19 protein-coding genes and 1 riboswitch are annotated in these 22,021 nt (G+C 51.7%); of the genes, 11 read left to right on the top strand and 8 right to left on the bottom strand.

What is annotated here, in order from left to right; genetic code table 11:
* The first annotated feature begins 79 nt into the window (after positions 1-79).
* From ACTHRH_RS14230 to ACTHRH_RS14255, 6 genes are all read left to right on the top strand, one after another.
* A complete protein-coding gene (locus ACTHRH_RS14230) occupies positions 80-1,432 on the top strand; it encodes a right-handed parallel beta-helix repeat-containing protein (protein ID WP_440416148.1) in 1,353 nt (450 codons plus the stop codon).
* Complete coding sequence (locus ACTHRH_RS14235; RefSeq protein ID WP_440416150.1) at positions 1,429-2,073, top strand: nitrous oxide reductase accessory protein NosL; 645 nt, start codon at positions 1,429-1,431, stop codon at positions 2,071-2,073. Before ACTHRH_RS14230 ends, ACTHRH_RS14235 begins: the two co-directional genes overlap by 4 nt.
* A 115-nt stretch (positions 2,074-2,188) precedes the next feature.
* Complete coding sequence (locus ACTHRH_RS14240) at positions 2,189-3,007, top strand: ABC transporter permease (RefSeq protein WP_440416152.1); 819 nt, start codon at positions 2,189-2,191, stop codon at positions 3,005-3,007.
* The gene (locus ACTHRH_RS14245; RefSeq protein WP_440416154.1) at positions 3,000-3,722 is read left to right on the top strand and encodes an ABC transporter ATP-binding protein; all 723 of its coding nucleotides are present in this window, start codon (positions 3,000-3,002) and stop codon (positions 3,720-3,722) included. The genes ACTHRH_RS14240 and ACTHRH_RS14245 overlap by 8 nt, the downstream gene beginning before the upstream one ends.
* A gap of 127 nt (positions 3,723-3,849) precedes the next feature.
* Positions 3,850-4,245, top strand: a complete 396-nt coding sequence (locus ACTHRH_RS14250) for a hypothetical protein (RefSeq protein WP_379289327.1) — start codon at positions 3,850-3,852, stop codon at positions 4,243-4,245.
* Positions 4,246-4,432: 187 nt separating this feature from the next.
* Positions 4,433-5,359: an aldo/keto reductase gene (locus ACTHRH_RS14255; RefSeq protein WP_144941457.1), complete on the top strand. Its 927-nt coding sequence runs from the start codon at positions 4,433-4,435 to the stop codon at positions 5,357-5,359.
* Positions 5,360-5,529: 170 nt separating this feature from the next.
* On the opposite strand, the gene ACTHRH_RS14260 is transcribed toward ACTHRH_RS14255, so the two are convergent.
* The 3 genes from ACTHRH_RS14260 to ACTHRH_RS14270 all read right to left on the bottom strand — a co-directional run bounded on the left by ACTHRH_RS14260 (position 5,530) and on the right by ACTHRH_RS14270 (position 8,948).
* Positions 5,530-5,931, bottom strand: coding sequence for a DUF2203 domain-containing protein (locus ACTHRH_RS14260; RefSeq protein WP_144941455.1), 402 nt, complete (start codon positions 5,929-5,931; stop codon positions 5,530-5,532).
* Positions 5,932-6,109: 178 nt separating this feature from the next.
* Positions 6,110-6,763, bottom strand: coding sequence for an HAD family hydrolase (locus tag ACTHRH_RS14265; RefSeq protein ID WP_186328511.1), 654 nt, complete (start codon positions 6,761-6,763; stop codon positions 6,110-6,112).
* Between the two features lie 625 nt (positions 6,764-7,388).
* Positions 7,389-8,948: a cobyrinate a,c-diamide synthase gene (locus tag ACTHRH_RS14270; RefSeq protein ID WP_440416158.1), complete on the bottom strand. Its 1,560-nt coding sequence runs from the start codon at positions 8,946-8,948 to the stop codon at positions 7,389-7,391.
* A gap of 1,080 nt (positions 8,949-10,028) precedes the next feature.
* A riboswitch (TPP riboswitch) is annotated at positions 10,029-10,139 on the top strand.
* Positions 10,140-10,512: 373 nt separating this feature from the next.
* Between ACTHRH_RS14270 and ACTHRH_RS14275 the strand changes: the two genes are divergently transcribed.
* The 3 genes from ACTHRH_RS14275 to ACTHRH_RS14285 are packed head-to-tail and all read left to right on the top strand — an operon-like array spanning position 10,513 to position 12,574.
* Entirely contained in the window at positions 10,513-11,508 is a 996-nt protein-coding gene (locus ACTHRH_RS14275; protein ID WP_379289332.1) for an ABC transporter substrate-binding protein, read from the top strand.
* Positions 11,509-11,528: 20 nt separating this feature from the next.
* Positions 11,529-11,813: a thiamine-binding protein gene (locus ACTHRH_RS14280; RefSeq protein ID WP_260982232.1), complete on the top strand. Its 285-nt coding sequence runs from the start codon at positions 11,529-11,531 to the stop codon at positions 11,811-11,813.
* The gene (locus ACTHRH_RS14285) at positions 11,813-12,574 is read left to right on the top strand and encodes an ABC transporter permease (RefSeq protein WP_379289335.1); all 762 of its coding nucleotides are present in this window, start codon (positions 11,813-11,815) and stop codon (positions 12,572-12,574) included. Before ACTHRH_RS14280 ends, ACTHRH_RS14285 begins: the two co-directional genes overlap by 1 nt.
* A gap of 69 nt (positions 12,575-12,643) precedes the next feature.
* On the opposite strand, the gene ACTHRH_RS14290 is transcribed toward ACTHRH_RS14285, so the two are convergent.
* Entirely contained in the window at positions 12,644-12,934 is a 291-nt protein-coding gene (locus ACTHRH_RS14290; RefSeq protein ID WP_144941445.1) for a CD3324 family protein, read from the bottom strand.
* Between the two features lie 994 nt (positions 12,935-13,928).
* Between ACTHRH_RS14290 and ACTHRH_RS14295 the strand changes: the two genes are divergently transcribed.
* Positions 13,929-16,283, top strand: a complete 2,355-nt coding sequence (locus ACTHRH_RS14295) for a YcdB/YcdC domain-containing protein (protein WP_440416162.1) — start codon at positions 13,929-13,931, stop codon at positions 16,281-16,283.
* A gap of 61 nt (positions 16,284-16,344) precedes the next feature.
* Here the strand turns inward: ACTHRH_RS14295 and ACTHRH_RS14300 are convergent, their stop codons facing one another.
* Positions 16,345-16,848: a zinc ribbon domain-containing protein gene (locus ACTHRH_RS14300; RefSeq protein WP_144933679.1), complete on the bottom strand. Its 504-nt coding sequence runs from the start codon at positions 16,846-16,848 to the stop codon at positions 16,345-16,347.
* Positions 16,849-17,185: 337 nt separating this feature from the next.
* On the opposite strand from ACTHRH_RS14300, the gene ACTHRH_RS14305 reads away from it, so the two are divergent.
* A complete protein-coding gene (locus ACTHRH_RS14305; protein WP_440416164.1) occupies positions 17,186-18,313 on the top strand; it encodes an SGNH/GDSL hydrolase family protein in 1,128 nt (375 codons plus the stop codon).
* Positions 18,314-18,412: 99 nt separating this feature from the next.
* Here the strand turns inward: ACTHRH_RS14305 and ACTHRH_RS14310 are convergent, their stop codons facing one another.
* The 3 genes from ACTHRH_RS14310 to ACTHRH_RS14320 all read right to left on the bottom strand — a co-directional run bounded on the left by ACTHRH_RS14310 (position 18,413) and on the right by ACTHRH_RS14320 (position 21,998).
* Positions 18,413-19,816 (bottom strand): ATP-binding protein, encoded by a 1,404-nt coding sequence (locus tag ACTHRH_RS14310; RefSeq protein ID WP_440416166.1) that lies wholly within the window; start codon positions 19,814-19,816, stop codon positions 18,413-18,415.
* Positions 19,795-20,481 (bottom strand): response regulator transcription factor, encoded by a 687-nt coding sequence (locus ACTHRH_RS14315; RefSeq protein ID WP_144933677.1) that lies wholly within the window; start codon positions 20,479-20,481, stop codon positions 19,795-19,797. The genes ACTHRH_RS14310 and ACTHRH_RS14315 overlap by 22 nt, the downstream gene beginning before the upstream one ends.
* A gap of 149 nt (positions 20,482-20,630) precedes the next feature.
* Positions 20,631-21,998 carry an FG-GAP repeat domain-containing protein gene (locus ACTHRH_RS14320; protein WP_144933676.1) on the bottom strand — a complete coding sequence of 456 codons (1,368 nt, stop codon included), beginning with the start codon at positions 21,996-21,998 and terminating at the stop codon, positions 20,631-20,633.
* Positions 21,999-22,021 lie beyond the last annotated feature (23 nt).

Consider the following 22,021-nt stretch of genomic DNA (forward strand, 5'->3'; position numbering starts at 1 on the left):
CCGCTTGTTGCAGGTGCCTCTCAAGCAGACTTGGCGGAAGGAACCAGGAAAGCTACGACTTCCGTCAGGAGGTGAATCGATGAAAGGATGGCAAGGCATCAAGAGGCAGCGCCCGGCGTTCAGGTTAATGATTCTGTGGATGCTCGCCGGATTGGTCTTCTTTTCCCCGTTCGGACAGGTGGATGCCGCAGAGGAAGGAACTCCGCTGCAGCCGCTCATAGATCAGGTGGAAGCCGGCGGAACTTTAATTCTGGAAGCAGGCAGCTACATAGGACCCGCCACGATCAGCCGTCCCATCCATATCAAGACAGAGGGAACCGCCAAGATTACCGGCGACGGCATACATCCCGTCATAACGCTTCAAGCGGACGATTCATCGATTACCGGTCTGCAAATTTACGATGAAATGGATGACCGGGAGAAGGCCGCGATCCTTGTAGAAGGCAGCCGGAACCGTCTGGAGAAGCTGCAGATTATTACCCGGGCCAGCGGAATCCAACTGCGGGAAGCGCACAGCAATGTGCTGGAAGGATTGACAGTGCAGCGGCCTCAAGAGACGAATCCCGTCCGCTTGTCGAGGCGGGGCAATGGAATCGACCTGTGGGGATCCAATGATAACCTGATCATTGGCAACCGGGTCAGCCATATGCATGACGGAATTTATGTCGAGAACAGCCAATCGAACCGGGTGGAGAACAATCGGGTCGATCGGTCCCGTTACGGGTACCACTTCATGTTTACGAAGGATTCCTATTTGGTCGACAACGAAGGACAGTACAACGTAACCGGGGCCATGATTATGAGCTCGGACCAGACGGAGGTCACCGGGAATACCTTCTCCGAACAAAGTGAGAACGTTAATTCCCAAGGTCTTCTTCTGTTCGATGTCAATACGACGGTAGTCAGAAGCAATCGGGTGGAAGGCAACCGGATCGGATTTTATATCGAGCAGGCCAAGGACAGTCAGCTTACGGATAATTGGATTGCCCGTAACTTTATCGGTATCGAAATGCTGTCCTCGGAGGGCAACGAGCTGTCGGGGAACCATCTAATCTCCAATGTCAATCAGGCCCAGGCGGCCGACAGCGCCGACAATAGCGTAAACGGCAACTACTGGGACGATTTTAAGGGGATAGATTTACAAGGAGACGGGTATAGCGATCTGACCTACCGAACCAATCCGTTCTTCGTCACTCTCACGCAATCGGCCTCGGCTTACCAGCTCTTCTTCGGATCGCCGGGGATGGTTTTTCTGGAGGGAATGTTTCCGGCCGATCCCGAGCAATCTCTGGCGGATGAGGCGCCCTTGATGAAGCCTGTCATGGAAAGCGCCGGCCAAGGTGCTCTGAACGGATATACATTGGCTATTTGCGCGTTTCTGTTTGTCTGCAGTACATTATTTATTTATCTATGGGGGGTTAGAAGGCAATGAAAAAATCGGTATTCATTTTATTATCTGTAATGGTTATGATTATGGCATCCGCCTGCGGGAAGAAAGAAGAGTATACCCCGGCAGCGATCAATGAAGGAGTAGACCGCTGCGAAGTATGTAATATGATGATCGCCGACGATCATAACGCGACCCAAATTGTTCTCAAGGACGGACGTTCCCTGAAATTTGACGATATCGGCGACCTGTTCGTTTGGACGAAGAAGAACGGCCTGGACCAGGTTGGACAACGCTTTGTCCGGGATTATCACAGCAAGGAATGGCTGAAGCTGGAGGATGCTTATTATGCCTATGACAGCACATTCAAAACCCCGATGGCTTTCGGAGTATATTCCTTTAAAGATAAAGCTGACGCCGAGAAGTTCATCGAGGAGCAAGGCAAAGGGGTGCTGATGTCTGCCGCCGACCTGGATAGTCATTCGTGGGAATCCCATATGGAGCATGGGCACGATCATGGGCATTCGGAGGGACAGGAGGGACAGGAGGGACATTCCAAGGAATCTCATGGCAGCGGTCATGAAGAAGGCTCCCACGATTCGCATAAAGAAGGGACCGACAATTCCGGCCATGGTGACGAAAACAACAACAGCCAAGAACAACACAAAGAGACTGACGCTAAATAAACAGGCCTTCAGTCCTCTCGATAATTTATATAATTTGGCTTTCCTGAGCTAACCCGTTAATGATCAAATCTTGGCTATTATGCAAATAAGCCTCCCTGACAGAGGATGTGATATCATGCATTGGCTGACGGTAGCCCTGCGCGAGGTCAAGCTTGGCTTTCGCAACCCGTGGGCCTATTCCTTCATGGCGCTGTTTTCTCTCTTCAGCCTCGCTCTGCTGTTGATTCAATCGCAAGCCCAAATGAGCGGCTACACCAGCTCCACGGGAACGATGCTTAATCTGATTCTTTATCTTCTGCCGCTAATGACTTTGCTATTGGGCTCCTTTTCCGTTACGGCGGAAAAAGAAGAGGGAGGGTGGCAGCTGCTGTCCACCTACTCCATCGGCACGTCCTCTTATTTGCTTGGCAAATATGGCGGTCTGGCGGTAGTACTTTTTATCATCATCGGCTTCGGGTATGGCTTCTCCGGACTGATCGGGGCATTGATGGGCAGATCATTCGCAGCGGATGCTTTCCTGCTGTTTCTCGCCTTCTCCGCCGGACTGATCCTGCTGTTTCTGGCCATCGCGATAGGAGTCGGCACCCTGTCCAGAAACCGGTGGCAGGCGTTGACCTACGGCGTGGCCATCTGGTTCTTCCTCATACTGGGCTGGCCTACCCTGCTCGTCTCCGTATTGGGGTTCTTGCCTTATCTATGGATCAAACCGGCCCTGGTCGGGTTAACATTCCTCAACCCTGCAGAGCTGGTCCGTGTTTATATGATCGTCAAGATGGGCGGCGGGACCGTCTTCGGAGCGGAGTATTATCAATGGGTGGAATGGATTCAGAAGCCGGCGGGAACCCCGATTTTTATCGGAATATGCCTGGCCTGGATAGGATTATGCCTTGCAGCCGCTATCATCGGATGGGAAAGAAGGCGATATCGTGGATAACTCGGTGCTTGAGCTTCATTATGTAACGAAAACCATCGGCAAACGCCCCATCGTTCAGCCAATCAGCTTGACGGTCCCTCCCGGTGAGGTACTGGCGCTATGCGGCGGTAATGGGGCAGGTAAAAGCACGATTCTGCGAATGATCGCCGGAATTATTCAACCGACCGCGGGAACCATCAAGGTGAAAGGGTGCGAGCGGAGGAAAAATCGCAAAGCCTACGCCGATCATATCGGGTATATGCCGGATGATTTCCTGTTCGGCCAGGCTTTGTCCGCCAAGGAGACGATTCTGTTCTATGCGGCACTACGGGGCGTCCCCAAGGCTAAAGCGCTGCAAACGCTGGAGCGTGTCGGACTCGGGGAGGTCCGGAACAAATCGGCCGCCTCCTATTCCAAAGGAATGAGACAGAGGCTGCTCTTCGCCCAGGCTCTGCTGGCCGATCCCGCCCTGCTGCTTCTCGATGAGCCTACTAACGGATTGGACCCGTTCTGGATGGAAGCCTTCGTAAAGTTTATTATAGAGTTAAAAGAAGCCGGGCAAACCGTTGTTTTCTCCACTCATCAACTGGAGATAGCCGAACAAGTGGCGGACCGGGTGCTGTTCCTGAATGAAGGACAGGTGATGTATTCCGGATACACGCATGAATACAGAGACAAGTACGGAAAGGCCGGATTATCGGCCGCTTTTACCGAGCTGTTCCAAGCGAAGCGATGAACCGATTTGAACGGATTAAGCGAATGCTTCGCTTGTGCAACCTTGAACTTGCTCTCATTTGCTTCTGCGCAGGTTTGCCGGAAAGCTTCATTTTATCGCCATCAACTATGAAATAGGAGGGAAAAGTATGGCACAGCGTACCCGCTCCTTCGTTCTCGCATGCTTGCTGCTGGTGTTTCTGACCGCCTGCGGCACCGTTCAAACCGGCCTTCCGGACGGGATTGCAGTCCCCGAGGAGCAAATTGCCCTGACGAGCGACCCCGAGCCTGCGGCCGCCGGCCAGGAAACGACCTTAAGCATTGAATTGAAGAATCTGCCCGAGCCGGATGACACCACAGTCGATCTGGAAATTCGCAAAGCGGGATCGGTTCGGGGGAAGTTTAGCAAAACCAAACCGGATAAGAGCGGAGAAATGTTTTCCACTGAGTACACATTTGAAGAAGCAGGCCGATATGAGGTTATCATTCATATCTATGCTCCGGACGTCCATCAAACCGTCCCCAGAGAATTGGAAGTTAAATAAACAGCCGCCGTCCGCTTAACAAGCGATTCGGCAGAGCTTATATGGCTTGAAACAGGTGATCAGGCTGATCAGTCCTGCTGCCCCACCCCGGTCATTCGCCCGCTAATACGGACCGGGGCTTGCTTTACAGCCATAACTTGAGAGTTGCCGGCAAGAGAGGTAACATGGTAGTCAGGAGGGATGAACGATGAAATATCGCAGACTCGGCAAAACAGGTCTCAAGGTTTCCGTTATAGGAATCGGAACTTGGCAGTTCGGCGGAGAATGGGGCAAGGATTTCTCCCAGGACGAAGTAGACCGGATCCTGGGACGGGCCAAGGAGCTTGGCATCAACTTCATCGATACGGCAGAATGCTACGGCGACCATTTATCGGAGCGGTTTATAGGAGAATTTCTCCACAAGGACCGGCGGGAGGACTGGGTGGTCGCCACCAAATTCGGGCATGAATTTCACGGCCATCTTCATCGGACCGACCGCTATTCGCCGGAGGATGTCATTCGGCAGCTGGACGCTTCTCTTCAAGCGTTAAGAACCGATTACATCGATCTGTACCAATTCCATTCCGGCCCGAATGAAGCCTTCGACAACGATAAGCTGTGGACCACCTTGGACAAGCAGGTGCAAGCGGGAAAAATCCGCCATCTGGGCACCTCCATCGCCAAGAACGATAATCTGCATCAGACAGAGCAATCGACACGTGTTCAATCCAAAGTGATACAGGTCATCTACAACCGGCTGGATCGCCAGCCCGAGGAGCGGGTATTCCCTTCCTGCATAGAGCAAGATCTTGGAGTATTGGCGAGGGTGCCGTTGGCCAGCGGATATTTAAGCGGCAAATACAAGCCCGGTACCGTCTTCGGGAGCAATGACGTAAGGCATCGTCATGATCCGGAGCAGATCAGGCAGAGGCTTGCCAAAGTGGAAGAAATTCGTGCCAAGGAAGTTCCCGAAGGAATGGATATGGCGCAATGGGCCTTGGCCTGGTGTCTCAAGCACGATGCCGTTACAAGCGTAATTCCGGGCTGCAAGAGCGTGGAGCAGGCGGAGGCTAACGCAAGCGCCGCCCAATGGGTGAGCGATAATCACCCTCAGGCCTGGAAGGAAGAGGAATAAACCTCACCTTTGACTGGCGTGAGGCATGGCTCCCAATAAGCGTCGAGCGTTATATATCGGCTCGTCATTATACGCAATGTAACAAGGATAAACGGCTATCGCCGTCCCTTGAACTGAGAGGCCTCTCCCGTTCCTTTACGAACGGGGGAAGCCTCTTTATATGTTGTGATTCAGTTATGGTCCAGTCGTTTTCTTCCGAAATAACCGTCATCCAGCCCATGATAATGATTGATTTTATCTTCCCCGAGCTTCCAGCATAAGAGTACCTCTTCACCATTGATCACGGCTGGAAAGTCTACCAGTCCAAGCTCTATATCTTTGAGCTCCGCCCCCTTATGAGCAATGCTGTTGGCGATCAATTGAGCCTCCATCTGAAGAAACTCCAATTCGGACTCGAGTAAGAAATAACGGTCCTCTCCGCTTGAATCCGATACGGGAGCCGTCTGCTTCATATGGCACAAATCCGCGTACATACGCTCAAAACGATTTTTAATCTCCTGCAGACTTTCCACTTCCTGCCGGATGATCGGCAGCAAGCCATTGGCTTCCTCCGGTGTAAACCATTTTTTCACTGGCTGCTCCCTCCTTCTCTTGAGAAGCCTGTCCAACGAATGAAACGATTATCGGCACTAAGCCTCCGTCCCAATAATCGGCAGAAGGCCCTTCGCCCTCGGCCGTTTTTCCTTCGCTTCATGGATGATCTCATGATCCGACAGACTCCCAATACTCTCTGGCTGCTGACAAAGCCAATTACAGATGCTCCAGCAGCTCGCTCATTTTGCTAATTTGGGCGATGAAAGGAACTTCGTTCGTTTCAAGCCCCGCTGTGTCGCAGCCATATAAAATAAATCTGGATCCGCCATCGCTAGCAGCTTTCCCGTCCATCCAGGAATCGCCTACGACTACCCACTCTTCCGCTGCAATATCCGGATACAGCTTATGCACATACAAAACTCCGTCGGGAGAAGGCTTCAAGCGGCCCATCTGCTCCCGGCCGACGATATGGTCGAAGTAAGACTTGACCCCGGTTTCCGTCAATGCCGCAAGTGCTGCAGGATAGGTGTTATTGGTCAGAATGACCATAGGGTAACGTCCGTAAAGCCGGTCCAGCACCTCATGAACCTCCGGCTCCAAGCCGGCCCCGGCCATGCCCTCCCTTTCAAAACGGCCAATAACGTCCCATACCCCGTCAAGCCACTGCCCACCGTCACCCGCCCGCTCCCTCGCCATCTCGATTAATTGGGCACTGGTATATTGTTGCCATGCGGGAAGGTCCGGCAGCAGCCGATGGCCGGATAAATAGGAGTAGACTCCTTCCTTCATTGCGGGAAAATCAATCGAGGAACGGAGCACCGTATTATCCATATCAAACATTAGTCCACGGATCGGCAGAAGATGTGACAATCGGTATTCCCCCTTCTTATTGCTTTTTAGATCCCCTCCATCTTGTTCTTCAAGCATACTCTATCTTTCCACCGGTTTCCATCCCTCTTTCACAACGCGCACCTCTTCCGTCGCGGTGGACAGTAAAAGCCCTTATTTTCATGCAAAAAATCAGACGGGGATTTCTCCCCGCCCGATTCCGATTCGCCCGGAAAACGAAGGCGCCTATAGTTTTCTTAGAGGGCTTGACCGATTTGGAAATACTCAATAGCGGTCCAAACTGCCTATACTGTCATTCGATCTATTAAGAGGACACTTGATGTATAGTGCCCAATCGGCCAATCTAATAGTCGGAAAAACGGGACTTGTCCGGCCATCCGGCAGCCGCGCGGCGGGCAAGTCCAATTATAAGCAGTGATGGACGTCGGCTATTTGAATTGGTTAAGGCTGGACCAGTACAGCAGAATTAACATTTTCAACGTCCAATCCAAATCTTTCAATCCAATTCCCTCCTTTTCTCTCAGGCTTCTCTAATATATGAGCGCTGAAAGAAAACGGAGTGGGGGCCGGTCTAATTCTATGAAAAAAATCACTTCTGTCCCGGAACTGCTAGATTTATAGATTTATAGATTTATAGATTAATAGATTAATAGAAAACGGATTTCCGCTGTGCATATTCCCTGCAGCATTCCAGCCAGCGGGCCGCCAAGCGCGGGTTGGAGGCAAAATGGATGTGCGAAAATCCGGCCACCAGGCTGCCGGACATATAGCCCTCGGCGTGCTCCCCTTTACGTCCCTTCACCCAATAAGCCGGCGGCCATTCCTCGTCAGGCTCCACAACGGAATAATGGAATTCATGGCCGCGGGCGGTTTCTCCCTGCCCGAACAGGAAATTCCGCTCCATTCCGTGAATTTCCCGGTAACCGAAGGACTGCAGCCGATCCTTCATCACGGTCGATCCCGGGATCAGGCCGATCATCGGATACTTCCCGCCGTCCCGGGTACGAATTTCGTTCGTCAAATACATGTACCCGCCGCACTCGGCCAATGTCGGCATGCCGCTGAGGACAGCGTCGCGAATGGACCGTTTGGGCAGCTCCTGCCGCGAGAGAATCGGGGCATATTCCTCCGGAAAGCCTCCGCCGATGTACAGACCGCTTGCATCCTGCGGAACCTCCTCTCCGGCAAGCGGAGAGAAATAGACGCATTCTGCGCCGTACGCTTCCAGCAGCTCCAAATTTTCCGGATAGTAGAAGTGGAAGGCGGCATCCTTCGCTATGGCGATACGCAGCGGATTCCGCTGCGCGGAGGCCCGGTCCGCAGGCTCGAATCGCGGAGCATGGGACGGCTCGGCCCCCGGGGGCCGCAGCGATAGCACCGGGGCGGCCGACTGCTCCGTCTGCGAGGCGCCCGGCTCGGGCCGGCGGAGCGCCCCGGGCTGCGGCGATGGCGGCGAAGCGGGGACCTGCTGCGGAAAGATGGTCCGCTCCGCAAGGACCGGCGGCGACTCCGCGAGGGCCAGCAAGCCATCGAGGTCGATCCCGGATTCCGCGAGGTCGGCCAGCCGCTCGAACAGCGGCTGCAGCTCGCCTCGCGCTAACGCCGGGATCAGCCCGAGATGGCGCTCTGGCAAGGCGACGGCATCGTCCCTGCGCAGCCAGCCGAGTGCGGGAATTCCGCACTCCTGCTCGATGGCTGCCCGGACGATGCCGTAGTGCCCCTCGCTTCCGACGCGGTTCGCGATGACTCCGGCTATCCGGATGTCATCGGCGAACCGCTGGAAGCCCTGCACGATCGCCGCCGCCGAGCGGCCCATGCCGCTGCAGTCGACGACGAGCACGACCGGGCATTCCAGCAGTTGGCTGATCTCTGCCGTACTGCCCGTATGGCTCGTCGGGTCTTTGCCGTCATAGAAGCCCATGACCCCCTCGATGACGGAAATATCCGCCCCCTGTGATCCGCGGACATAGATTTCCCTTACTCCCTTCGGGGACATCATCCAGCTGTCCAGGTTGCGGGAGACCCTGTCCGTAATGGCGGTATGATAGCCGGGATCGATATAATCCGGTCCGCATTTGAACCCCTGCACCGCCTTGCCCCGTCTTCTCAATGCGGCCATGATTCCGAGAGCGGCCGTCGTTTTGCCGCTCCCGCTGCCCGTCCCGGCGATAAGAATCCGTCTGTCCGTCGGCTGTTCCGTTCTCAATTTTCTTCCCCCTTATATTCCTGCATCCGGCTGTGTCTCTAAGATAATACAACCGCATCACCGTATAGTTCCTATAAGCCTTTCTCTTCGCCCAGTATACCTGTTAAGCTTTGATTTTGCCATTCTCTTAAGCGATCGGGATGGCGGCCGATGATAATATATGAGGAACTCTTGCTTCCATAAAGTGTGGGACCCCGGCTGCTTCGCAGCAAAGCTTTGGATATTAATAAGTAGGCGAAATTACTAGAAAAAATAAGAGAAAGGGAGAATATGGATGAATAAGGGGCTTTTTTTTTAATAGATTGAAATTAATAGAATTTTTAGAATATTTACATAATATTAAAACTCTGTTAGGATTGCAGTAAGCTAAACACCAAACAAACACAAGATACCCAGTATCCTTATCTCATCTCCTCGACACAGCTGTTTACCGGAATGGGACCCTAAGGGCGACAGTGAATTGGAATTCCGATTCGAACCGCCATCCATATTAAAGAGCCCACTCCGTTAAATAGATATATACTCTTAGCGGGAAAGGGGATAGTCCAATGGAGCAGCGTTAGCGAAGCATGCTGTAATCAGGTTGCATGAAGGAAGAAGTCCCGTGACAGCTTTTTCCGTAATCTGTGGGCATGTGGGAACTCATATCAGCTCTTTCTGCCAAGCATGCATAGCATGTAAATGAAAGGGTTAACTAAGAAGAAAGGATTGGACATGCTGGGCATGTGAATCGCAGGAGGTTAATGGAAGTAAAGTGAATATGGAAATTCAAAGATAAGGCTCCGTTTATTTTAATGAGAAAATAGACGGAGTCTTTTTAGGTTCTTCACGATTTGCCTAACTACCATGAAGCACCCATTTGTGATGAACTCGCATTTAAATTTCTCCGAGGCCAGCAAATAGCAAGTTCCGCCGCAGCCTGCCGATCCGTTTTTCCACTTGCCTTATTCAACCTCAATTGTGCAGGGCCCTTGGCCGATTTCGGTAACGGTCCCAACTCCGGATGACCTCTCAGTGGACACATTTCCCTATTCACGCTATAATATAGTCGCAATGGCCGTTGCATCCTGTTGTTTTACAACTTCATAACCGGGGAGCTGGACTAGGCCGGCTGAGATTGTATCCCGCAAGATACTGACCCTTTAACCTGATCTGGGTAATGCCAGCGTAGGGAATACTGCATATGGTCCATCCATGTGCCGCCTATATGCTATTTTGCGCCCTTAGATCAGGGGCGTTTTTTTATGCATTTTTCCAACATGAACATAACAAGGGAGGAAGTAAGGGAATCATCGCCATTCAAGGGAAGAATGAACTCGCTTAAGCCATGCTGAATATCGGCTGGTCAGACGCTCGGAACGAAACCGATCACCGTGCGAAAGCCGGTTCGTGATCCGGCGGCAATTTTTTATCCGGAGACGAATATGCTCTACTGGTCCGGATTTCCGCCTATGCTGTAGGACTATCCCGGCAAAGGATTATCGGATTCATCCATATCTTCTCATGATGGAGTACACGAGTCCCCTTAACGTTAACTATGAAATCATTAACCTGGAAAAAACTAATGTTCGTCGCCTTGACCGCTCTTCTAATGCTAACCGCCTGTGGCAATAAAACCGAGCCGGCGCCGGACAGTGCTCCAAGCGATAAACTGACGGATGTCACTCTTGTTCTCAACTGGTTTCCGAATACCAATCATACCGGCTTATATGTGGCGCAAGACTTAGGATACTACGAAGAGGCCGGTCTGCGCGTCAATATCGTTCCCCCGGGGGTCAACGGATCGACGGCTATTGTCGGCTCCGGCGAAGCCGCCTTCGGTGTAAGCATCCAGGAGAACGTAACGGAAGCCCGCATTCAGGGAGTTCCGGTGGTCTCCATCGCCACATTGATGCAGCATAATACCTCCGTCTTCGCATCGCCCGTGGACAAAAATATTAAGAGCCCGAAAGATTTCGAAGGCAAAGTATATGGCGGCTTCGGCTCTCCGGCGGAGGAGGGAGTGCTGCAGTCCTTGATGCAGGCCGATGGGGGTGCCGATGTCAACACGGTGAAAATTGTCAACCTGGGCGAAGCCGATTTCTTCACCGCTGTTCAGCGGGATGTCGACTTCTCCTGGATCTTCTACGGCTGGACCGGAATCGAGGCCGAGCTGCGCGGGGTTCCGCTCAATCTCATCCCTCTTACGGATTACTCCGAGAAATTGGACTACTATACTCCGCTGTTAATCACTAACGAGGAGACCATTAAGGAACAGCCGGAGCTGGTCAAGGCTTTCCTCGCCGCAACGGCCAAAGGCTTCCAATATGCAATGGACAAGCCGGAGGAAGCTGCGAAAATACTGCTGAAAGCAGCGCCGGAGCTGGATGAAGAGCTGGTCATGGCCAGTCAGAAATGGATCAGCCCGCGTTATCAGGATGATGCACCGCAATGGGGCATTCAGAAAAAATCGGTATGGGTCAACTATGCGGATTGGATGAGAGAACACGGATTAATCGAGCAGGAATTCGATGCCGATGCTGCCTTTACGAACGATTTTCTGCCTGAGCCCGCACAATAACTGCAAGAAGGGAGAGCCGAATGATGGCGAATGCGCTCGTTAGCTTTGAAACGATCCCGAGAACGGAGGACGCTGTTCCATATATTGACTTGGCGGTAGACATTATACGGAAGTCTGGCGTCAAATATGTGGTCGGGCCGATGGATACGATGATGGAAGGAGAATTGGAGCAGCTGCTCGAAATTGTCAAGCAAGTGAACGTGGAGCTTGCGAAATTGGGCGGAGGCGGAATCTCCTCAGTTATCAAAATCCATTATGATCCCAAGGGAATTTCAATGGCACAGATGACGGAGAGGTACGAATAATGAGCGGCGGCTCCCGATGGAAAACCTGGCTGCCTCCTGTTGGGGCAGCCCTCCTCTTTCTAATCGTCTGGCAGTTATCCACTATGTGGTTCGATGTCCAGAAATGGATTCTGCCCGGTCCGATTCAAATCGTTCAGGAAGGAATTACCCAATGGCCAAGGGTGTGGATGCATACCACCACCACCATTCAGCTCACCCTGATCGGCTTCGCCTCCGGGATCGGAATCGGCTTGATCACGGCTATCTTCCTGCATCAGTTTCCATGGATCAAAAGAGCACTGTATCCGTTTCTGATCCTGACCCAGAATATTCCCATTATTGCCCTGGCTCCTTTACTGCTTATCTGGTTCGGCCTCGGCCTCTTCCCGAGAATAATCATTATTATTATCGTCTGCTTCTTTCCGGTCACTATCTCGACCTTGAACGGACTGAGACTGACCGACGCCAACATGCTTAAATTTATGGCAATGTCCGGCGCCTCCAAGAGACAGACCTTCTGGAAGCTGGAGCTTCCTCATGCAATTCCCAGCCTGTTCTCCGGCTTGAAAATATCGGCCACTTACAGTGTGATGGCCGCCTTCATCGCCGAATGGCTGAGCGCCAGCGAGGGCATCGGAACCTATATGAGGACCGCGAACTCCGCTTTCCGCGCGGATCGGGTATTTATCGGCATCATCGTCATCGTGGCGTTCAGCATGATTTTGTTCGGCTGCATCGTCCTCCTGGAAAAGTGGTTCACCCGGTGGAAAACGGCGAAATAATTATCTGTGAACATCCATCTTATCGCCAAAAAGGCGGCCAAATGTCCATCGGACACTTGGCCGCCTGATCTATCTCGTCGCGTTCGAAGCGCGCTCCTTGTTCTTGCCGATTATTTTACGGATGCTGTCTTCCGACAGATGAAAGGTCTGTATCAATTCCACCATCTTGGACCCGTTCTTATATTGACGGTAAATTTCTTTATTTCTCCGTTCCAGAAGCAATCGAGCCCCGTTATTTTCACCCCAGCCCGCACGTTTCTTCTCTCTCTTGGGGATGTAAATGATTTCTCCTTGAATATACTCCTGCAGCTGCTTCAAAAGGCTAGGGGGAAGAACATCCTTTCCATTTTTGTAGCTCACAGATGAAAACCTCCTCATTTATTGTCCTGCCGTTGCAACGGTTATTAAAAATAAGGTTAGCTGCTTTCATCTTGACACCTCCTTTTCTATATTATGTATATGCCCAGCGTTCGATAAGGAAAAAAAAGAACAAAAAAAACACGATAACCCAATCGTGCCTGTCGGTGATGCCTATATCATTCAGGTGACGGTTACAGATAATGCAAAGCTATTCAGTTAGAACCCCTTGGATAAAACGAATTTTTTGAATCATTGCTATCTTCTCCTTTCACCAGAATTTAAACTACATATTTCCATTATAAATTGTATTTGGAAGCCGATCAAGAGCTTAATTTCTTTTTTTACCACAATAGAATTTATAAGTTATTGCGTCCTGAATAACTTCAAATTCTATTTGGCGATAAAAACAACCTCTAAACGCGGTCGTTCATCTATGAAATACTCCGATAGGAGTTTTTCTCATAATATAGAAATTATAAGTTCTGGGTTCCCCGCAATGTACTGTATAAACCTTAACCGAAGCAAAGTCACGAAGATCGACCGCGTTAAGGAAGGTTTAGACGCTGACTCCGTTAGAGTGCGGATGGAATACGCTTCGGAGGCTATGCGTCACTTGTGGGGATCTAAAGGGTGGGGGCCCGCGAGGACCCCCGCCGATCGAATCTCCGTATTAAACGGAGACCACCTCAGCTATTGTAATCAATCCGATCACACTCCTTTCCTCGGAATTTGCCGGCACCATTAATTTACTATTTCCTTGGTTCAGGTACAAGCGAAAGAATAGTTATAACCGTTCTTTCCTTTACTTGACCGATGCCATAAGGCCCCCGGGATCGCTTGCCGGGTTAAGGAAGCTTCACTGAAACAAGCCTTCATGCCTAGCTGTCGCCAATGGATAGCTGTCCGTTATTTCAAGAACGCGTGCAACCTTTTTATAATCTATTGCGTCCGTAATATTGGTAAAGATTAGTACAAATACGAGGAGGCTTGCTTCATGAAAGCACCGAAAACTCTGCTTGCATTTGGTATGACAACAGCCATGATGTTTTCATTACTTCCTTCGGCTTATGCGGATCAGCCGGTCTCTGCTTCTCACACCTCATCTAAAGCCGTAACGGTTCTTCCGTCCCCTGCATTGCCTGCAGATAACGTAGCATCGGATAAAGCCAATGAGGAAGCGGCCGCACGGGCCAAGATCAGTAAAGAACGGGCCATCGAGCTGGCCAAAGCCTCTGCAGATGTGCCGGCAGATTACTCCCTTCAGAACATCAGCTTCAATACCTGGGGAGCGACCGGCAAAACCGGCGCCTGGAGCCTGAGCTTTGTCAAAGAGGAGCAGGATCGCTACTACGGAAATATTCAAGTGACCGTCAACGCGGAAACCGGAAAGATCAGCCACATAAGCAAATATGTCAATGATCCGGAAAACCGCCCTTCCTTCCCTCCCAAGGTAGAACTGCAGGAGGCCAAGACCATTGCCGGACAATTGCTGGAACGGTATAATCCGGAGCTGAAAGACGCCGTTCGCTACAACGAAGATATGGAAAAATGGGTGAAGCCGCCGCTGGACGGCAATGTATCTTATTCGATCAAATATGACCGGCTGGTGAACGGGATTCCCTTCCCCGGGAACTACATCCAGTTTACTATCGATTCGAACGGGAATATGACTCAATACGAGTATTACTGGGAGGAGCAGCTATCATTCGAGGAGGCCGCTTCCGCCCTTAGCCAGGAGCAGGCTCTGCAAATCATTAAAGAACAAGCCAAGCCCCATTTGAACTATCTTATGAACGGAAATAGCAGGGGGAAAAAGTGGGAGCCCGCGCTAACCTATTCTTTAAGAAATGTGCTGCTGGACGCCAATTCCGGAAAATTCATCAATGAAGCGGGCAAACCGGCTTCCGCTTCGGTCAGCTACTCTCCGCTAACCGATAAACCGCTCGCTCCGATGCCGCCTTCCAATCTGCAGTTAACGGAAAAGCAGGCCGAGGAACAGGTGAGGAAGCTGCTCTCGCTGCCGGAGAATGCCGAACTGACGGATGCATACTATAACGAAAATGTGGATTCAGGAGTGGCCACCTGGAACTTGAACTGGAAGGCCCCTCAAGAAGGCGGCAAGGACGAATATTGGATTTACGCCTCGGTCAACAGCTCGACGGGGGAGATCCTCTCCTTCAACAAAGGGCGGCCGATTGTGCTGGACAAAGAGTCTGAACAGCAGGAGAGCCAGTTAAATGCGGAAACCGCCAAGAAAACTGCCATCGAATTCGTTCAAAGCCTGTATCCTCACTACAGCAATCAGTTGGCGGTCGACGAGCAGGCGTTTAACGACTTCCCGGCGGAAAAAATAAGAATGGCCGAATCGGTCATTGTCCCTTTCAAGCAGCTCATTAACGGTATACCAACCGAATCGGAAGGAATTAGCGTACAAATTGACAGCGCAACGGGAGAAGTAAGCGGCGTTTGGACCAACCTGTATACTTCTCCGCATCCGGAGAACGTGCCTGAGCTGATGGATGACAAAGAAGCCTTGTCCCTACTGCTGTCCCATTATGACCTGCAGCTGCAATACGTCATTCCGATGAACCCGGGCTACCCGGTTCCCATCATATGGACTAAGTCCTCTACGTCTGAGGAGGAAGTGAAATCCGCCAAGCCGGTTTACCGTCTGGTGCCCAAGCATCCGTTGGACGGCTTGTTCCTGGACGCTTCCACCGGGCAATGGCGCAGCCGGGAGGACGGATCGCCGGCCAATCCGGAGAAGCAGCAGGCGTCGGATCTGGAAAATCATTGGGCACGCAAGGAATTGCAGTTGATGATGGACTACAACGCCATCGATGTCGTGGACGGCAAGGTTTATCCCGACAAGCAGATTACACGCGGAGAGATGATCAAGATGCTCGTCATCGCCCGCAATGGCGGCGGCTTCGTCCCTTATTTCGACCAGAGCCGCAAAGCGACGTTTGCCGATGTCGGCAGCTCTTCCCCATACTTCTCCTATGTCGAAGCGGCAGTTGACGCGAACCTGATCGACCGGAGCCAGTCCTCGTTCCAGCCCGACAGCCATATGAACCGGGAAGAATTGGCGGCTCTTCTGGTCCGGGCCCTTGGGTACAGCAAGCTGGCGGAGCATCCGGATATGTTCCGGTTATCCGCAGCAGATGCCGACCAGATCCAGCTTAAGGGGCAGGTCGCGCTTGTGCTCGGTCTGGGCATCCTTACGACATCGGAGGACGGCCGATTCCAACCCGAACAGAAGGTAAGCCGCGCGCAGGCGGCGACCAGCTTCTACCGCTATCTGGAGAAAAGGGCGACTCTGCGAGACACCCCGATCCAATACTATTAATCTTGTTCCCCTCATCCCCCGGGCGATCCTGCATCGGGGGATGCTTTTCTGTCCGCGTTGATTACAGCGGGCCTTCCGTGTCTCTCTCTTCCCAATCGTCCTTTTCCGGAAGCTGCCTGAGCTCCATACTTTGACCGCAATGGTAGCAATACTTCGAAACCGCTTCATTCCTCGTGCCGCAGGAAGAACAGATAAGCTTGGGCGGCTCCCGCTCCTCAAATCGGTATCCGCAGGACGGACAGTAATTGGCCTCTAACGGAACGTTGCGCCCGCATGCGCACTCCTTGATCTGCTTGACCTCCTTGATTTTCAGCTCCAGCTCCCGGATTTCCTGGCGAATCCGGATGATTTGTTTGCCCGCCTCCTCAATGAAAGGCTCCGCCTGGGATAAATCCTTGACGGTATAGGCGTTGAAGACTTCCTCTCCAATCGCTTCAAAATATTTCTCCACTTCCCGTTCCTTTGTGGAAATTTGCGCCTTCATCCGAGTGATTTCGAGCGTTTGCTGCGCCATCTTCGCCGCTTCAGCAGCGCCTTCCTTAAATTTGTTCAAGAACCCTTTCATCTTCGTCTTCCCCCGTTCTTATTCATTCCAGCTCTTTATCTCCGGCGATACGGTAACTATGGGTGCAAGTGACCATTACTCTTGCTGCCCTATATATGCTCCTACTACAGCTTATGATCCGGTTTACCGGGGTATGGTTAACGATTATGATCCCCTTCATAATATTTCGTTTTCCTTACAATATTTGCGGGAAACGAAATAATCGGGATTGACAACCAATAGCACTACCCGACAAACTGAGGTATAAGGATAAAATTTCTAATACATAGCAGCGAAGGACTCTGCCCCCCCTTCGACGGATACAAATTATCCCTGCTTTAAAGGAGGAACCTATAAAGTGACCCAATCCAAGCCCATGGAAGTTTCGCAACTGGATCGTTTGATGAAGCCTCATACCGAAGCACAATCCGGACTGGCATGGCTGTCCCCGCTTCATTCGCCCTTCCGCATTTCCGGCTTCCCCTGGCTCCGGCAGGACGGCAAATACCGGAGACTGCCCGTAGCTTCTCCATGGCCGATTCCACCTACGGTGGATTCTCTCGCCAACTGCACTGCCGGGGGACAAATCGCCTTCATGACCGACTCACGCAAGCTTTCGATCAGAGTCCGTCTGTCGGGTCCGGCCAATATGCCCCATATGCCCTCCACCGGCCAATGCGGATTCGATTGTTATTTGGGGATGAACGGTGAGCTCACCTTCTATAGCACATCCAAGTACGATCATACCCGAACCGAGTACGAGGTGGATCTGTTTGCTTTGGAAAGCAAGCAAATGCGCGCAGTCACCCTGTATTTCCCGCTATACCAGGGAGTCGAGGAAGTGGAGCTCGGCCTGGAGGCGGATGCCCTTGTCCAGGCCCCTTCGCCTTATGCAAGCAGCAAGAAAGTCATCCTGTACGGGACATCGATTACCCAAGGCGGGTGTGCCTCTCGTCCCGGCATGGCCTATCCCAATATATTAAGCCGTTCCATCCCTTTGGAATTCGTCAACCTCGGTTTCTCCGGGAACGGACGCGGCGAACCGGAATTGGCTCGCATTATTGGCGAAATAGAGAATCCGGGGTGCTATATCCTCGATTACGAGGCCAATTCAGTCAGTCCGGAGAAGCTTCGTGAGACATTGCCCGAGTTTATCCGTATTTTACGCGAAAAGCATCCGGAGGTGCCTATTATCGTTGTGTCGAGAATCCAATATTCGATGGATCGCTTCGACTCCAGGCTTAACGCCAATCGTCTCGCCAACCTTGAATTCCAGAGGCAAACCGTCGAGCAGCTTAGAGAAAATGGGGATCGCCGCATTCATTTCTATGACGGGTCCTCCCTGTTAGGTGACCGTTATCACGAATGCACGGTAGACGGGATTCATCCTACCGACCTTGGCTTTCTCCTGATGGCCGACGGATTAAACCCTTTTATTCGCGAAGTGGTGGCGGAGCTGTTGGAAGACCATCCCCCGACGAAGTAATTGACGGGTCCACCCGTTGGCAAGGCTGGCTCCGTATGACAACAAGGCCGGAACAGGGCGCGGCGATCTCCACGCTTCGCGCCTGTTCCGGCCGATTGATTAATGGAGGGGCAGCCAGATCGTAACGATCGTCCCTTGGCCGAATACGCTGCTGATCCCCATTCTCCCCTTATGAAGCTGCACAATCTCCTTACAGATGGACAGTCCGAGGCCGCTTCCCGGATAGCGGGTCGTGCCTTTAAAAAACTTTTCCGTGACCCGCTTAATATTTTCCGCCTGAATGCCTTCCCCGGTATCCTCTACCTGGATACGAACCTCCTCTTCCTCCCGGGCCGTCGTCAGCCGGATGGTCCCGCCTTCCGGAGTGAATTTGATGGCATTATCCAACAAATTAACCATGACCTGTTTGAGCCGATTGCGATCCGCTGTCAGTTCAAGCGGCCCTTCCCCCAGCTCCACCTCAATATTCAGCTTGTGGCGGTTTCCGCTTGCGATAAACTGCTCCCCGATTTCCTCCACCAGCCGGTTGATATCGACAAGCCCACAACGGATACCCATGCCTCCCGACTGAAGCTTGGAGAAATCCAGCAGATCCTCCACCAGTCCGATGAGCCGATCCGTTTCTTTCGTAATGACTCCCAGCCCCAATTTCGTTTCCTCTTTCTCCTCCAGGCCGCCGGATAGCAGCGTCTCGCTCCATCCTTTGATGGATGTCAGCGGCGTGCGCAGCTCGTGAGATACCGAGGATATAAATTCGTTCTTCAGCTTCTCGTTGCGAACGATCTCTTCCGCCATATAGTTCAGGGTATCGGCCAGATGGCCGACTTCGTCATCATACCGCTTCTCCGCCTTGCGGGAGAAATCCCCTCCGGCCATATATTTGGCTACCGTCGTCAGTTCTCCTATCGGGCTGACGATTCGCCGGGCCATTAACCAACTGACGAGAAGAGACAAGCAGACAACCGCCAGACCGACCCCGATTGCCGCGCCCGTTATCTTGTTCAGCACCTCATCGACTCTCTTGATGGATGTCGTATAGCGAAGAATGCCGATCATGCGGGAATCCTGCATCAACGGCTGGGATAAGGCCAGGATTCGTTCCTTCGTATCGGGATCGATGCCCATCCAGGTTTCCGCAGAACCTTTCAGAGCGGCTTGAATATCGGGGGTGGGCGTTTTTTTCCCAGGCGGTAGGCCATAGGAATCGATGACCAGATTTCCGTATAAATCGATCACTTCCACTCGGGTGAAATCTTCGGTAATTTCATTCTCGAAGATGTATCTGGATTGGTCCCCCAGGGAATATTCATCCAAATATTGACCGTAAAATCTGGCGGATACAGCCGCTCTTTCACTGAGCGCCTGGGTCGCGCTTCCGTAGTAATATTGTCTGACGGTTCCGACAAACAGCACTCCCAGAATAAGAACCACTCCGAGGATGACTATGCCGTAACCTAACATCATTCTGCCTCTGATCGTTTTCAATTCGGATGTCCCTTCCATAAATATCCGTATCCCCAGACCGTTTCAATATATTTGGGACGGGACGGATCAGCTTCGATTTTTTGCCGGATTCTGCGGATATTAACATCCACAATCTTTAAATCGCCTATATAGTGCTTGCCCCAGACGGTGTCCAGAATCTCGTCCCGGCTGACACTTTTATTGGCATTTTCCATAAAAAGCTTCATGATGGCAAATTCCGTAGGCGTTACATCAATTTCCTCTCTATTCTTGTATAGCTTGCGTTCGTCTAGGGAAATAGAGAAAGGACCGGATTCCAGTTCATTCTTCGCAGGATGGGAAGAGTTCAGCCTGCGCTGCAGAGCCTGGACCCTAGCCACCAGCTCGGTTGGACTGAACGGTTTGACGACATAATCATCCGCCCCGAGCTGCAGCCCGGTCACCTTATCCGTATCTTGAGTTTTAGCCGTTAACATAATAATTCCCATGTCCGGGTAGAGCTTTCGGATTCGCTCGCATACCTCAAATCCACTAATGGTCGGCAGCATGACGTCGAGAATGGCAATGTCCACTGCTTCCTGCTCCAATTTTTCGAGGGCTTCCTCGCCGGTTTCCGCCTCAATCACTTCAATGCCGTTTCGGCCTAAATTAATCCGTACAAATCCGCGGATAGCCTCTTCGTCTTCCAGAATGAGCACCTTCATCTCCATCATCCTTTCTGTCTATTAGACCCTTTTGTCAAAATCGCAGCTTGACCGCTCCCTTTCGTATAACGAATATTGGGCCGTTCACATTCCGTATCTAACAATTATTTCAATCATTGTGAAATCGCGTCTATAAAGGCACCTTGCCGTTATAAGTGAACGAAGTGAAACAGTTCCCGTGCCTGCTGTGCATCAATTCGCAATCTTTCGTACTCTCGGGCATATTTATCCGGAAGGTTGGGATTGCCTTCGGGCAGAACGGCAATGAAGGATTTATCATTCCTTTCTCCCAACGGAACAATAATCGCCTGCTTCTCCTTCCATTCCTTCTCCTTCTCCTGCTTCTGATTGCGCGGGAAGTAAGTGAGGGTCAGCAGCTCTTGCTTACGATGTTCTCCCGCTCCGATATATTCAATAACAATCGAGCCCGGAGAGGCTTCCTCGGCTTTTCTAATCGTCACCAGATCATGCCAACTTTCTGGAAAATCGAGGCGAAATCCCGCAGAGAAATCAAAATAGCTGTCTCGTACCCATTTAAGGCTTTCCTGCCCATCCCATTGATGCCAGGAATGAATCCAGGGGATGGAGACCAGCGGCATTTCTTCCGTTCCCACGGGCTGCTTCATTAAGTCGATTTCGATGATCCCGTCATTGTTAATATCTTCGCTTGTGACGGTGTAAGGGTTGAAAATCGCTTCAGGGGCTCTGCCCCTCCCGGCAAAGACGTTGCGAAGACGGCCGTCCTCGACCACCAACAGCGTTGTCTGGGAGGAGTGTGCGCCCACTCCTGCATCAATAAATATTCCTTTACGCGATTCCGTAGCATTCCCCAGCAGAATCTGCGAGTATCCGTTGATGGTTCCGTCCAATGCCAGCCTATCCGACGGCCTGAGCTTTCCTTCAATAAATCGATATAACTCTGCTTTGGACACATGCTCTGTACGGTCAAACTGGAACAGCACAATTTCCGATACACCATCGTTATCCAAATCGCCAACAGCCAGCTCGGTGTAGGAATGCCTACCGATTTCTCTGGCTGACGTTCCTTCGAAGGAGTAGGCCGTTAATTCCTTCTTGACTTCCTCCCCGCCGCTCCAGCCGACAAGCATATCTTTGACCCCGTTACCTGTTACGTCCTGAAAATCAAGATAATGAACGGTGCTTCCCAGCTCCTGAATTTCCGCCATCTTCTCCCATTTGCCATTCTTTCTGCTCAGGATAATAGCCCCGAGCTCGAATTGGTTCATTTCCTTTTTATAAAATGCGACCGCTTCATTCTGTCCGTCCCCATTCAGATCTATTTCATTGATTGCCGCCGTGCCTGCCGGCGAGTGGGCCGGCAGAGTAAGCTTCGCCCCTGAAGGGAGGTGCTCGATCACAGCCAGCCTCATCTCCTGCAAATCAGCCGTGACCGACGGGGCTTTCAATAAATCAACCGGCGGTACAGCAAAGCTGCATCCGGAGACCAACCCCAAACAGCAGAGAATGGCGGCACCGGTTATCCATTTGTTGGACATAATCAACCTCCTTACGATTTATC

This window comes from Paenibacillus sp. SAFN-117 (assembly GCF_051966115.1).
In the GTDB taxonomy this organism is placed as follows: domain Bacteria; phylum Bacillota; class Bacilli; order Paenibacillales; family NBRC-103111; genus Paenibacillus_L; species Paenibacillus_L residui.

Bases quoted from the DNA above. Each gene is read 5' to 3' on its own strand.
- ACTHRH_RS14250 (WP_379289327.1), top strand. From the start codon at position 3,850: ATGGCACAGCGTACCCGCTCCTTCGTTCTCGCATGCTTGCTGCTGGTG.
- ACTHRH_RS14280 (WP_260982232.1), top strand. From the start codon at position 11,529: ATGATGGCGAATGCGCTCGTTAGCTTTGAAACGATCCCGAGAACGGAG.
- ACTHRH_RS14285 (WP_379289335.1), top strand. From the start codon at position 11,813: ATGAGCGGCGGCTCCCGATGGAAAACCTGGCTGCCTCCTGTTGGGGCA.
- ACTHRH_RS14235 (WP_440416150.1), top strand. From the start codon at position 1,429: ATGAAAAAATCGGTATTCATTTTATTATCTGTAATGGTTATGATTATG.
- ACTHRH_RS14320 (WP_144933676.1), bottom strand. From the start codon at position 21,998: ATGTCCAACAAATGGATAACCGGTGCCGCCATTCTCTGCTGTTTGGGG.
- ACTHRH_RS14315 (WP_144933677.1), bottom strand. From the start codon at position 20,481: ATGAAGGTGCTCATTCTGGAAGACGAAGAGGCTATCCGCGGATTTGTA.
- ACTHRH_RS14310 (WP_440416166.1), bottom strand. From the start codon at position 19,816: ATGGAAGGGACATCCGAATTGAAAACGATCAGAGGCAGAATGATGTTA.
- ACTHRH_RS14295 (WP_440416162.1), top strand. From the start codon at position 13,929: ATGAAAGCACCGAAAACTCTGCTTGCATTTGGTATGACAACAGCCATG.
- ACTHRH_RS14255 (WP_144941457.1), top strand. From the start codon at position 4,433: ATGAAATATCGCAGACTCGGCAAAACAGGTCTCAAGGTTTCCGTTATA.
- ACTHRH_RS14275 (WP_379289332.1), top strand. From the start codon at position 10,513: ATGTTCGTCGCCTTGACCGCTCTTCTAATGCTAACCGCCTGTGGCAAT.
- ACTHRH_RS14230 (WP_440416148.1), top strand. From the start codon at position 80: ATGAAAGGATGGCAAGGCATCAAGAGGCAGCGCCCGGCGTTCAGGTTA.
- ACTHRH_RS14300 (WP_144933679.1), bottom strand. From the start codon at position 16,848: ATGAAAGGGTTCTTGAACAAATTTAAGGAAGGCGCTGCTGAAGCGGCG.
- ACTHRH_RS14240 (WP_440416152.1), top strand. From the start codon at position 2,189: ATGCATTGGCTGACGGTAGCCCTGCGCGAGGTCAAGCTTGGCTTTCGC.